The organism is Millionella massiliensis, assembly GCF_900104655.1.
Lineage (GTDB): Bacteria > Bacteroidota > Bacteroidia > Bacteroidales > Rikenellaceae > Rikenella > Rikenella massiliensis.
Genome location: NZ_FNWD01000002.1, coordinates 2284219 through 2297181, shown reverse-complemented (window position 1 = coordinate 2297181; position 12963 = coordinate 2284219). Strand labels below are relative to the sequence as shown.

At 57.6% G+C, this 12963-nt stretch carries 12 protein-coding genes; 5 read left to right on the top strand and 7 right to left on the bottom strand.

The window, feature by feature from the left end; genetic code table 11:
• Positions 1-124: 124 nt before the first annotated feature.
• The 3 genes from BQ5379_RS08800 to BQ5379_RS08790 form a co-directional block, all read right to left on the bottom strand.
• Positions 125-1150 (bottom strand): threonine aldolase family protein, encoded by a 1026-nt coding sequence (locus BQ5379_RS08800; RefSeq protein ID WP_071135091.1) that lies wholly within the window; start codon positions 1148-1150, stop codon positions 125-127.
• A 101-nt stretch (positions 1151-1251) separates the two neighbouring features.
• Positions 1252-2004, bottom strand: a complete 753-nt coding sequence (locus BQ5379_RS08795) for a shikimate dehydrogenase family protein (RefSeq protein WP_071135090.1) — start codon at positions 2002-2004, stop codon at positions 1252-1254.
• A 93-nt stretch (positions 2005-2097) separates the two neighbouring features.
• Positions 2098-3048, bottom strand: a complete 951-nt coding sequence (locus BQ5379_RS08790; RefSeq protein ID WP_071135089.1) for a polyprenyl-phosphate transporter — start codon at positions 3046-3048, stop codon at positions 2098-2100.
• Between the two features lie 188 nt (positions 3049-3236).
• Between BQ5379_RS08790 and BQ5379_RS08785 the strand changes: the two genes are divergently transcribed.
• The 3 genes from BQ5379_RS08785 to BQ5379_RS08775 are packed head-to-tail and all read left to right on the top strand — an operon-like array spanning position 3237 to position 4918.
• The gene (locus tag BQ5379_RS08785; RefSeq protein ID WP_071135088.1) at positions 3237-3515 is read left to right on the top strand and encodes a hypothetical protein; all 279 of its coding nucleotides are present in this window, start codon (positions 3237-3239) and stop codon (positions 3513-3515) included.
• Between the two features lie 11 nt (positions 3516-3526).
• A complete protein-coding gene (locus tag BQ5379_RS08780; RefSeq protein WP_083377678.1) occupies positions 3527-4609 on the top strand; it encodes a BF3164 family lipoprotein in 1083 nt (360 codons plus the stop codon).
• A 21-nt stretch (positions 4610-4630) separates the two neighbouring features.
• Complete coding sequence (locus BQ5379_RS08775) at positions 4631-4918, top strand: hypothetical protein (RefSeq protein WP_071135086.1); 288 nt, start codon at positions 4631-4633, stop codon at positions 4916-4918.
• 58 nt (positions 4919-4976) lie between these two features.
• Here BQ5379_RS08775 and BQ5379_RS08770 read toward each other — a convergent pair whose 3' ends face one another.
• A complete protein-coding gene (locus tag BQ5379_RS08770; RefSeq protein WP_071135085.1) occupies positions 4977-7619 on the bottom strand; it encodes a transglutaminase domain-containing protein in 2643 nt (880 codons plus the stop codon).
• A gap of 301 nt (positions 7620-7920) precedes the next feature.
• Positions 7921-9321 carry a TIGR00341 family protein gene (locus tag BQ5379_RS08765; RefSeq protein ID WP_071135605.1) on the bottom strand — a complete coding sequence of 467 codons (1401 nt, stop codon included), beginning with the start codon at positions 9319-9321 and terminating at the stop codon, positions 7921-7923.
• A gap of 253 nt (positions 9322-9574) precedes the next feature.
• On the opposite strand from BQ5379_RS08765, the gene BQ5379_RS08760 reads away from it, so the two are divergent.
• Entirely contained in the window at positions 9575-9979 is a 405-nt protein-coding gene (locus BQ5379_RS08760) for a DUF3276 family protein (RefSeq protein ID WP_071135084.1), read from the top strand.
• A 24-nt stretch (positions 9980-10003) separates the two neighbouring features.
• Positions 10004-11101, top strand: coding sequence for a tRNA-specific 2-thiouridylase (locus tag BQ5379_RS08755; RefSeq protein ID WP_083377677.1), 1098 nt, complete (start codon positions 10004-10006; stop codon positions 11099-11101).
• A gap of 313 nt (positions 11102-11414) precedes the next feature.
• Here BQ5379_RS08755 and rsmI read toward each other — a convergent pair whose 3' ends face one another.
• Both rsmI and BQ5379_RS08745 read right to left on the bottom strand, forming a co-directional pair.
• Positions 11415-12146 carry a 16S rRNA (cytidine(1402)-2'-O)-methyltransferase gene (rsmI, locus tag BQ5379_RS08750; protein WP_071135082.1) on the bottom strand — a complete coding sequence of 244 codons (732 nt, stop codon included), beginning with the start codon at positions 12144-12146 and terminating at the stop codon, positions 11415-11417.
• A gap of 35 nt (positions 12147-12181) precedes the next feature.
• Positions 12182-12880, bottom strand: a complete 699-nt coding sequence (locus BQ5379_RS08745) for a hypothetical protein (RefSeq protein WP_071135081.1) — start codon at positions 12878-12880, stop codon at positions 12182-12184.
• Positions 12881-12963 lie beyond the last annotated feature (83 nt).

Genomic DNA, 12963 nt, shown 5'->3' with positions numbered 1-12963 from the left:
AATTCGGACGCCCGTCCAGACCACATCACAACCGTTCGACCAACCTACCCCTCTTACCCCACACACTCAACCGGCTAACAGCTCCAAACGAGCACATCCGCCCCGGCCCCCCATCTCCAGTGCATCACAGCAATTCGGCCAGCGCATCGATATCTTCGGCCCGGGTGGCCCAACTGGTCGCCAACCGGATCACCGTCTGACCATCGGGCGTCTGCTCCCATACGCTGAAGCCGACCCGACTGCTCAACGCCTCGGCGCGGCTGCTCTCCATCGTCACAAAAAGTTGGTTGGTACAGGGCGGCAGGTAGAAGGTGTACCCCTTTTGCTCCAGCACTCGCCTCAACCGATCGGCCATTTCAAGAGCATGGCGCGAAATCTCGAAATAAAGTCCGTCCGTAAACAGCGTATCGAACTGCAACCCCAACAGCCACCCCTTGGCCAGCAAAGCGCCGTGCTGCTTCATGACCGTAAAGAAGCGGGGAAGCGTCTCGGGTCGCGGCACAACCACCGCCTCACCGAACAACGCACCGACCTTCGTTCCGCCAATGTAGAAGACATCGCACACGGCAGCCAGCGTCTGCAGCGTCACGTCCGTACCGTCGGCCATCAGTCCATAGCCGAGCCGGGCACCATCGAGGTAGAGCGGCAAATGATACTCGCGACACACCGCCGCAATCGCCTCCAGTTCAGCCCGCGTGTAGAGCGTACCGTACTCCGTCGGATGGGAGAGGTAAACCATTCCCGGCGTCACCATGTGCCGCCACGTCGGATCGGCATAAAAGGCACGCAGGTACTCGCGCAACGTTTCGGCCTGCAGCTTTCCCTCCCGCTGGGGCAGGGTCAGCACCTTGTGACCGCTCCCTTCGATCGCACCGGCCTCGTGCAGGGCCACGTGACCCGTGACGGCCGCAACCACCCCTTCGGCCGGACGCAGCAACGCGTCGATCACCGTAGCATTGGTCTGCGTGCCCCCCACCAGGAAGTGCACCTCGGCTTCGGGACAGCCGCACGCCTGACGAATCTTCCGACGTGCCGCCTCGCAATAGGCATCTTCCGTGTAGCCCGCTATTTTTTCCATGTTGGCGGCCGCGATCCGTTCCAGAATCAACGGATGGGCCCCCTCCAGATAGTCACATTCAAAATGTTGCATATCACACACGATTTAACTCGCTCGACGCCGGTCGCACCGCGCCGAACACGCTTTGTTTCTTCGACAGTTGCCGACAGACTTTCCACCGGCGACGAGAGACGTTACTCTTCGTTCCAGATTTCCCAGCTGCGTTCGGCCTGAAGCACCAGCATCTCCAGTCCGCTCTTGACCCACGCCCCGCGCAGACGCCCTTCGTGCAGGAAGGCGGTTTCGGCCGGATTGTAGATCAGATCGTAGAGGTAGTGCTGCGAACCGATGGCATCGTACGGCAGCGCAGCCTTCGCCTCGACGTGCGGCGACATGCCGAGCGGCGTGGTATTGACAATCAGGCGATGCTGCTCCATGATTTCGGGGGTCAGCTGGTCATAACTCAGCCGGGTCGGCCCGCCGGCATTCCGCGACACCTCGATATACACGATGCCGAGTTTGCGGAGTACGTGGTGGACAGCCTGCGCAGCGCCGCCCGTTCCGAGCACCAGTGCCCGAAGCGACGTGAGTTCCTCACCCCGTGCAGCGAGCATCTTGCGGAGCGACAGTTCAAAACCGTAAACATCGGTATTGTAGCCCTTGAAGCCCCCGTCCGGCAACACTTTCACACAGTTGACCGCTCCGACCGCCCGGGCTTCGGGATCGATATCGGCCAGCAGCGGCAGAATGTGCTGTTTGTGCGGAATCGTAATGTTAAACCCACGGATGTCGGCGGGCAGCACGGAACGCAGCGTCTCGACCTGTTCGATGGGGAAGTTTTCGTACGAGCACTCACCGGTGAGACCCGATGCAGCGAATTTGTCGGCGAAATAGCTCGCCGAAAAGGAGTGGCCGAGCGGAAACCCGATCAATCCATATCTTTTCATAGCTTCAGAGATATTGTCTGCCTGCGGAACGGACCGGCCACGGAAACATGCAGTCCCGCTCTCCGCCGCCCCTTTTCGCAGACGGAATCGGTATTAATTGGCTTTTTCACGTTTGCTACCGAGCACGGCAGCCACCTTTTCGATGCCCCAGATCAGCAGGAAACCGATTGCGATGAAGAGGATCGCCCACCCCAGCAGAGCGGGCTGGCCGGTGATCTGCTCGAACGTCGCGGGCAACACGTTGCGTTCGACGAGGGGCTGTACGACCCCATGGCTGTCGGTATAGGTTTCGAGGGTCTCTTTCCAGGGCCAGATTTTGTTCAGCGAACCGAGCATGAAGCCGGTCAGCAGGGCGACGGTCATGCCGTGGTATTTGGCCAGCAGCCACGAGAGCAGGTGCGAGAAGCTGATGATCCCGGCCACGGCGCCCACGGCAAAGAGCAGCAGCACCGGCAGATTAAAGGTCGAGACGGCTCCGATGATATAGGCGTATTTGCCCATCAGCAGCAGGATGAAGGCGCCGGAGATTCCGGGCAGGATCATGGCACAAATGGCCACAGCCCCCGAGAGGATAATGAACCACCAGGCATCGGGTGTCGAGGCGGGGCTCATCACCGTAATCACGTATGCCACAGCGATGCCGGCGATCAGGGCGATGACCGTCCCGACGCTCCACCGTTTGACTTCACGTGCCACCAGCCACGACGAGGCGATGATCAGCCCGAAGAAGAACGACCACACAAAGATGGGGTGGGTTTCGAGCAGGTATTTCATCAACTTGGCCAGCGAGAAGATCGAGATGCCGATCCCGGCCAGCACCGAAAAGAGGAAACTGCCGTTGATATGTTTCCAGAATCCGCGCAGGTCGAACCGGAGGAGTTTCCGCACGGCCGTGAGGTCGAACGAACGGATCGAGCTGATCAGCTCTTCGTAGATTCCGGTAATGAAGGCGATCGTGCCGCCCGACACGCCGGGGATCACGTCGGCGGCGCCCATTCCGATTCCTTTGAGCACCAGCATCAGGTAGTTTCTCTTTTCTTTCATAGAGGTTACTGATTGTGAAAGAGTAACAAAGATAGTTTTTTTCAGAGAATATCGACCGGAATCGATAATGAATTTTCGCAGAATTTTGATACAAAAAATTTGTTTTTTAATTACATATCTTTACTTTCGTTCTTAGACTGTTTCTATTGATCGAAATTACGCTATTTATTTACCAAAACTTCACAATTATGAAAAAGTCCACTAAAATACAGGTTGTAATGGGCGCAATGCTCGCGCTAGGCGCGGTGAGCGTACTGAGTTACCTTAGTACACAGCCGGAAGAGCAACTTTCGGACCTCACCCTCGCCAATATCGAGGCCATAGGATTCGAAAGCCCGGAAAGTGTGGTCAAAATCCCGTGCAGATATACCGGAGATGAATACGACCACTGCATATTTATAGTTATCACAACCGACGGCAAATCCAAACTGGAAGGATTGGACGGATTTGTCAACGAAATTCTTTAATCGGACGGTTTATGAAATTTCATATCCTTTTGTGCATTAGCGCAATTTCAGCATTTGTCACCGGATGCACTCATTCGCCTCGTCAACCAGACGATTACCGATGGGAGGGGAAAACAACCCGTCTCGACACCCGGATTGTACCCGCCGATTCGGCCTTGTTCCGTACGGGCGGCATGGAAATTATGGACAAAGGTATCTTGATGTACAACATCTCCCAACCGGACAATTTCAGCTATTACGTCCTGCGAAACGATTCGCTGATTTTCTCGGCGCCGGTGCAAAAAAAAGGGAAAGGACCTTATGAGGCTATTTTCAGTCGGGCGATCCGTCTCGAAGATTGTGACAAACTGTATCTCATCGACCAACAATCCAACGAAAAGGCGTACGGTATCGACCTCGGCGAGCCGGACGGTATGACCGATGTAAAGACCTGGAGTACATTGAGTCTTCCGACAACAGATCCGCTATTTTCAATCGTTCCGACCGGTTGCGACGACACTTTCATGGCGCAGATACTGAACGATAAGGAGCATATGTTCGGCTACTTCAAGGCCGGCGATTCGGTCGTCACGCCCATTGCTTTTCCTTATCCAGACGCCGGTGTCGCATGTCCTGAAATTACGCTGGGCACCGCTTTTATAGGCACTTTGCAAAAACGACCAGAATACAACGAATATGTTTTTTCGGCACAAAATTCTCGTTATGTCATGATCTTCTCCTTGCAAGACTCGATACCTGGGAATGTCAAACTGCTTTACGATGCCGTCCCACAATTCGCTTTGGCTGCCGACGGCATCAATCCCCGGATCTCGGGCGAAACGCTGTCTGGTTTTTATGTCCAGGCTACCCGAGAATATATCTACCTGACGCCCCGCAACCACAGAGACAAAGACGCAGAAGCTCTGGAGGGACATCCTTCATTCGGCACCGCATTCGAAATCCTTGTTTTCGACTGGAACGGCGAGCCTATCAGACGTATCCTACTGGACAGACCGGTCAAAAACGTAACCGTCGACAGCTGGAACGATTATATGTATGCCCGCCATACGGACTCGACCTCGTGGGAAGATCATATCGTGCGGGTAAAATTGTAGAATCATTAAAATCAGAAAAATATGAATAAGCAATTACTCGCCGGCGTTGCCATACTTGCTGCATCGGGAACAATCTCCATTTTCAACTACACGTCAGTGCAGATAGATCGGTTCGTAGTATCCGACCTCGCCTTGGCCAATATCGAGGCTATGGGGATTTCGTCTGACAAAGAATTCCCTTCGGTTAGGATACCTTGTAAACATACCGGCAATAAAGACGACTGTTGTATTTACGACATGGTGTCGGCTGACGGAACCCTTGTTTTGGGCTATCAATGGTTCTGTGTTAACGATCCGAATGTATATTGACAAATCGGGGATCTTTTCTTCACAGAAAAGATCCCCGAAATATACCGGCCGGAACCGTTTACAGCGAGTTGATGATCTTCATCATCTGTTCGCCCATGCCGATGCGGTAGCCCTGCGATACGAAGACCACGCGACCGAACGTATCGGCCACCACGAATACCGGCAGGTCGTTCATGTTGGTCAGTTCGAGCGACTGTTTCAGCATCGCCGACACCGACCCATCCTGATCGACCCCGTAGGTGATGGTGTTCGGCAGGCTACCGAACTCGGCCGGGTCGAATGCGGCCAACTGATCTTCGCTGGCGAAGAGGAACACCAGTCCGCGGTTCCACTGCTCCAATTCCGACTTCAGAGCCGCGATGTCACGCATAGCGTGGTTGGTCGGTTCCTTCTTGGCCTCCAGCAGCGCCAGCACGAAATAACCGCGACCGGTCGTAGCCAGAATCGACTGCGGCTCCGATGCACCCTTCGGCACGAAACGGGCTTCGGGATTCATCGTCCCGATCACCTGTACCGAATGGTCATCTTCGCGCATGGTCATGTCGAGCGTGGTCTGCTTGCCCTCTTCGACCGAGAAGAACTGCACCTGGCTCAGCACCGTGCCGTTGGCCATACGGGTACCGCTCACCAGCATATAGTCGCCCACCTCCAGTTCGACCGGACGGGTGAAGATGGCCGACAGGGCGCCGGCAGCCCCCATATCGACATCCGGATTACTCAGTTCGATGGTCGAATAACGGCCGTCCTTGAGTTTGGCCACGGTGAAATGGCTGTAATATTTCGGGTCGTCGTTATTTTTGGTCGGTGTGTAGTTGATCATCAGCGTACCGCGCGGAACCCGGGCGGCAGCCAGAGCAGCCAGTTCGCCGTCGAAATCGACATTCACCCACGCCTGCGCACCGTCGGCAGCCGACAGATCGTAGTACTGCAGACGACCGGTCACCGGTTCGTACCGCGCCGGGATACCCTTGCTGCGGGCCATGGCGATGAAGTAACGGTCACGACCGGCCTTGTCGCCCATGTTCAGCCGCTGCACACCGATCGCCGACATCGGGATACGGCTCGGATTCAGGCTGTCGGCCAGTTGAACGGCCTTTGCCTTGGCGATGATCGCTTCGATCTCGGCCGGTTCGCCGGCCATGGCGGCACGATACGGCACGAGCAGTTCGGTGCCGACACGCGGATTAAGGATATACTCTTTAAACCAGGGGCGATCCTTGTAGGGAGCGGCACCCGTCAGGTGATCGGTCAGCACTGCGGCCGGGGTATCCTGCAGATCCTTCGGCGCCACCACATCCAACAGGTCGAAGGCCACATCCAGCTGACCGGCAGCGGCAGCATCGGTCAGGAACTGCGCGATCGCAGCCCAGTTGCCACGGCTCGTCGCAATCACGTTCCACACCTTGGTGGTATCGGCACCGAGTTTTTCGGCCAGCGCGAAGGCATCGGCCATGGACATCCAGCTGGCGATATAGGCATTGCGGATCGAGTCTTCCTGAGCCATCCGCACGTTGTTGGCCGCGCGCTGTTCGGGGGTCACGCTGTTTGCGGTCTTGCCTTCGACCGGGGGCACGATATCAAAATCGACCGTGTAGGCCTCACCGGCACCGCCACAGTGGTTGAGCATGATGGTCAGCGTATCCTGCTGGCCGAACGAGAGTTTTTTATAGCCGAAGCGCGTGCCGTCGGTAGCCCAGACGAGCATATCGCCCAGACCGGCCGTCATGGTCGTCGTACCGTTGGCATCGGCCGTCTTGCGCACGGCGGGGTAGAATTCTGCGTAGTTGTAAATGCCGAAATCGAGTCGGGCACCGGGCACGGGCGCTCCCGTCGAGTCCTTCACCACGATGGTGGCGGTGGCTACGGGGGCGTAGTTGTGGGTCACGTTGATTTCGGTGTAGAGCGGAGTCTGGCTGATGACCTCTTCATCGCCGATGTAGTTGCCGAAGACTTTGGTGTGCATCAGCATACCGCGTTTGCTGGGACCGTCGAACCAACCCATGTTGAGCACCGGTTCGGGTTCACAGGCGCCGAAGTAGTACCATTTGCCGTCGGCCCAGGCCTCAACCCAGGCATGGTTGTCGTCGGTGTGGGCCCAGCGGGGGGTATAGACCTGGCGGGCGGGAATCCCGACGGCACGCAGAGCGGCCACCGTGAAGGTGGACTCTTCGCCGCACCGTCCCTGCGCATTGCGCACGCAGGCCGAAGGCGACATCGTACGGCCGTCCGAGGGCGAGTAAACCACCTTTTCGTGGCACCAGTGGTTCACTTCGAGGATAGCGTCGGCCATGCTCAGCCCCTTCACACGATCTTTCAGTTCGTTATAGAAGGTCACACGCGAGGTGTCGAGATTCTCGTTGTTGATACGCACGGGCAGTACGTAGTGCAGAAAGAGGTCGTTGGGCACGGTCTGTCCCCAGGGCATTTCGGCACGGGCCTGAAGCGAGGAGCGTACGTTGCTCAGGTAGAGTTCGGGCGCATAGTCGGCCACGTCGCTGACCAGCATGTAGGCATAGAGGAATTGCAGGCCCTCTTTCTCTTCGGGGGTGGCATCGGCGGGCATCTCGGGCAGCCACGACGAACGCGAGGCGATGTTGCTCTCAACGCTCTGACGCGTTTGCTGATCCTGGATCAGCTGTCCGCTGCCGCCGCAGGCCGTCAGCAGAGCCGCGGCCAACACGGTGTAGAGTGTTTTTCTCATGGTGTATTGATATGTTTATGTTTAATTTTCGTTCATCGTTTTCCGACCCACCGTTTTCTGCTACACCACTCTCCGGCCACATTTTCCCCATCACTCCCTCTCCCCCGCTCCTCCCAGCCGACCGACCGTCGGACGAGCCATCACCTCTACTCTACAACCGAATCCTTACGTCCCCGGCTCGCCCCCGTCACTTTCACCGCTCACGCCCCTTCACAGCCGCACTCCCTCAGCGCTACTCCGCCCCTGCTTCAGTTCCGGCTCCCCCCACTTCGGCCCCCACACATTACCCACGGCGCCGGGTTTAACGCATCGAGGCGGTATCGGCCTCCTGTCGGGCCACAATCAGTTCGACTTTATTCATCTTCGTGCGCGCCCGCAGCCACTGGGTCAGTTTTTCGCGCTGCTGACGGTCGAGCGACACATTCTCTGCCGTGGTCAGGTAGCAGAAGACCGCCGTATCGATGGCGTTTCCGTCGTTTCCGAACACGGGCGCCTTGGCCAGGCTGACGCTCCGGATGTGGCTACCCCACAACGAACGAAGCTCATACGATATGTCCTTCACCGGAAGCGTATCGCTCAGGTAGCGGTCGGCCAACCGCTCCAGTTCCTCGATTCTCCGGTTTTTCTCGTCGAGCATTTCGGTGTTGCTGCGCAGCACGTTTTGCAGGGTATGCGTATCAAACGTGTTGTCAACTCCGGCCTGACGCACGATCAGCGTGGTATGCTTCAGGCTGTAGGCCTCCATCTGCCGCCGCGCCACATCGAGCACATCTTCCGACACCTTCTTGCCCACCAGCATCACCTCGATGGTGCTGCTGTCACCGGCATAGGTCGGCACGGCACTGATGATCTCGCTTCCGTCGAAATTGAGCACCTTGTCGATATAGTTTTTGGCGTTGGATTCAAAGATTGTGCGTTGCACGATGCCGTAAGCCAGGATGACGCTGGGCACCAGCGTGATGGTCACAATCACCGTCATGTAACGCCGAGCGCGAAGTTCCTTTTTGGGGTCGACGAATTCGACCTTCTTATACTTCAGGAAGCGAACGATAATAAACGTCCCGACAGCAATAAAGACGGCATTGATGAAGAAGAGGTAGAAAGCGCCGATAAAGAAAGCCATATTGCCGCGCGCCAACCCGAAGCCGGCCGTACAGAGCGGCGGCATCAGGGCCGTTGCGATGGCCACCCCGGGAATGACAGTCGAGGTGCGGTCCTTGCGCGACTGAGCCACGATGCCGGCCATCCCGCCGAACAAGGCAATCAGCACATCATAGATCGTGGGGGTCGTACGAGCCAGCAACTCGCTTTGGGCCGTACTGAGGGGGCTGATCCAAAAGTAAAGGGTCGAAGTGATGAGCCCAACGAGCGCCGCCAGCCCCAGACTGCGCAACGAACGCTTCATCACGTCAAAATTGTTGACGCCCAGAGCCAGTCCGACCCCCATGATGGGCCCCATCAGGGGCGAGATGAGCATGGCGCCGATAATGACGGCCGTCGAGTTGACATTCAGGCCGATCGATGCGATGAAGATGGCGAAGATCAGCACCCAGAGGTTGGTGCCGCGGAATTCGACCCCTTTGCGAATATTGGCTCTGACCTCCTCTTCGGAGGCCTTGTCTTCGTCGAGGTTGAAGCGGTCGCGAAGCGACTCGACAAAACGGTTCCAGTTGGATTTATTGGAGTCCTGCAGTTCGTTCATGGGAATCAAGCGTCAAATGACAGGGCAAATATAACGCTTTTTCCGATGGCGCAGAGCCATGCACGCCACCCCGTTAGGCGTGCGCAGTCAAGCGCTTAACCCAGTAATTTCGTATGAAAAGTAACAAAAAGGTTTCGGGGATATAAGTTTTTTATATACATTTGAAAACTATTGAGACGTGCAGGCAAACCGCCGGCACTCAATTTTTTAACCACCCAGGCACAGGACGTGCCACAACCTAAACCAACCGTGTATGAATAATTTCGACTACAATGACCGAAGTGAGATGGAACCTATGGGGGACGAACTGTACTCCGTGCCGGTGAAAGCAGGCAAACGAATCTACTACTTCGACGTGAAAGCCACCCGCGGCGGCGACTATTACGTGACCATCACCGAGAGCCGTAAAAAACAGATGCGCGACGGCAGCTTCATGATCGACAAACATAAAATCCACCTCTACAAAGAGGACTTCCAGAAGTTCAACGAAGGCTTCCAAGAGGTCATCAACTACATCAAACGCGAACGCCCCGAATTCTTCAACCCCGACGGATCGGCCATCAGCTCGATCGGTGCCGCTTCGGACAAAGCCCACTACAACAACGGCGGCGTTCCGGCCTCGACCCTCTCGGAAGAGGAGTTTTTCAAAGGACTCTAACCCCAATACGGCCGCGGTCGAGCTGTGGGCAACTCCCCGGAAAATACTCCGTATGGCGCGGATGTGCTCGTGGCCTTGAGCGGCGGGCTGGACTCCGCAGCCGCTGTACTGTTTTTGCGCGAGGCGGGATACCGTCCTCGCGCCGTTTTTTTCGACCTGCTCGATTCGGGAACGGCCCGGCAACAAGCCTCGGCCACTGCCGAACGGCTCGACGTCGGGCTGACCGTCATCCCCTGTGCCGACCGTTTCCGCGCCGAGATCCTCACTCCCTTTTTGGCCGACCACACCGCAGGGCGCACTCCATCGCCCTGCGCCCGCTGCAATCCCCGCATCAAGTGGCAACTGCTGGCCGAAACGGCCGACCGGATGGGAATCCACCACCTGGCCACCGGCCACTACGTACGAAGCGTCGAACACCACGGACACCACTACTTCAGCCGCGGCGCCGATCCGGCCAAAGATCAGTCCTACTACCTGTGGGACGTGCCGGAGGGGATCGTTCGGCGGGCCCTGCTTCCACTGGGCAACCTCACCAAAACCGAAGTACGCCAACAGCTGAAGGACAAATACCGTTTCACCGAGCTGGCCGCCCGGCGCGAAAGCATGAGTCTCTGTTTCCTGGAGGGGATGCGGTATGTCGATTTTCTAAAACACCACCTGCCGCCCGGGGTACTTCAACCGGGCGAGGTGGTCGATGAGGCGGGCCACGTTATCGGCCGCCACGAAGGGTATCCGCTCTACACCGCGGGGCAGAAACGGGGATTCACCCTTTTCGACCCACAAGCTGCGGCACTGTCGGTTGTAGCCGTAGACCCTGCCCGAAACCGGGTAATCGTAGGGCCCGACACGGCTCTGTACAGCCGACGGATGATCCTGCGCTCATGGCACGCGGTCGACACCTCGGAATTTTTCGGGTCAGCCGATCGGCTGCAAATCGTCGTACGGGGAATCGGTCGCAATCCCCGCGGCGGATGTCGGCTGACACCGACACTAGAAGGTCTGTTGGAAGTCACCCTGACCGAAGATGCGGCCTGGGCATTGATGCCGGGACAACCGGTCGTATTCTACCTGGAGGATCGGGTGGTCGGCGGCGGCATGCTGGAACGCATTCCGCGCGACTAAATCCCCCCATTCTGCTATTCTCGTTGACGATTCCCTCTCTCGGGCAACCCTGCCACACACTCCGTCCCCCAATACCCCGTCCCAAACTTTCTCTTCCCTACTCCCCACACCTTGGGAACTATCCATACACCTCCCTCCGTGCCCGCGTTTCCGAGCCACTACCCACTTAATTTTCTCCACTACTCCCCGATTTTGAGGCAATTCCCCGCACCGCACTCCCAGCCCCGACACTCTCTCGCCCGGACCACCGGACACACCCGCCCGTTTCTACCGCACAGCACCCCGTCCTCCGGATGGCACCCCCCAAAAAACGCTACTCGTCCTCATCGGCCTCGTCCGCCGCACCGCGCTCGCGACGCGCCTTCCGCGTTGCCTCACGCGCCCCCTCCACCACCAGCACAATCTCCCCTTTGGGTTCCTGCGCGGCATAGCGTTCAGCCAATTCGGACAGGGTTCCACGCACCGTCTCCTCGAATTTTTTGGAGATCTCGCGACAGAGTGCCGCCCGACGCTCACCACCGAAAAACTCGGCAAATTGTCCGAGCGTCTTCCCCACCCGATGGGGCGATTCATAGAAAATCATGGTCCGCGGTTCGTCGACCAGTTGTTGCAGACGGGTCTGACGCCCCTTTTTCTGCGGCAGAAAGCCCTCGAAGACAAACCGATCGCAGGGCAGGCCGCTGGAGACCAGCGCCGGCACAAAGGCAGTCGGCCCGGGGAGCGTTTCGACCTCAATCCCGGCCTCGATAGCCCGGTTGACCAGCAGATAGCCCGGATCGGAAATGGCCGGCGTACCGGCATCGGAGATCAGAGCCACGGTCTGGCCGCCCAGGATCCGCTGCACGATTTGCTGCACCACGCCATGTTCGTTGAACTTATGATACGAACTCATCGGCTTGCTGATCTCCAGATGGCGGAGCAGATTCCCACTGGTGCGGGTATCTTCGGCGACAATATAGTCACACTCGCGCAGCACACGGGTCGCGCGCAGGGTCATATCTTCCAGGTTGCCCACCGGAGTGGGCACGACATAAAGTTTCGCCACGATCGTACGGTTGTGGAGTTAACGTCCCGCGCCGGCTACTCGGCAAAGCGGGCTGTGAGCAGATCGATAAATTTGATGGTCGCCGCATTTTCGGGGATCCAACGATAGGTCTCACCGATATAGACGAGCGCCTCTTCGAGCGACCCCATCTCGTTCAGTTTGGCCACCTCGGAGAGGAAAAGCGCCGTATTGCCGTGGAACAGCGTATCGATCATCTCGTGCCGGGCATACGGACTCACCTCGATACCGAATACACGCGGCATCGGCTGAGCCTCTCCCCCCTGCGGTTGCTGCGCCACTGCCGGGGCAGGTGCAACGGGAGCCGCGGGAGCTTCCGCCTCTTCAGCCGCCGGTTTTTCGGGCTCCTTCGGCGCCAAATCTTCGACTGCGGTCGCAGTCTGTTCACCGGTGTCCTGCGATGCGTTCTCGGCGGTCTCCGGAGCGACAGCCACTTCTGCGACCTTTTCGCCAGCCTCCTCGGCTTTCGGCTCCGCCGCCTCACCGCCCACAACCGCAACAAGCGGCGACGGTTCCACGGTCGCCTTCGGCGCATCGCTCACCGCCGGAACCTCCTCCGGATCACAGCAGGGCAGGTCGAGCAAACCGGCATATATCTTCTGCAAACGTCCCAGCGCAATCCCCTGCTCGATGGTCGGCATATAGCCGAGTTCACGCCACCGGGCAATCTGCGCCAGCGTTTTCTTCAATTCGATCTCCAATTCATTATATCCCATAATCTGATCTCAGTTTGATCCAAATTCAAAAATAACTTTTCTTCGGCGATTTATCAAAACGCACCACGAAGTTTTCCCCATTT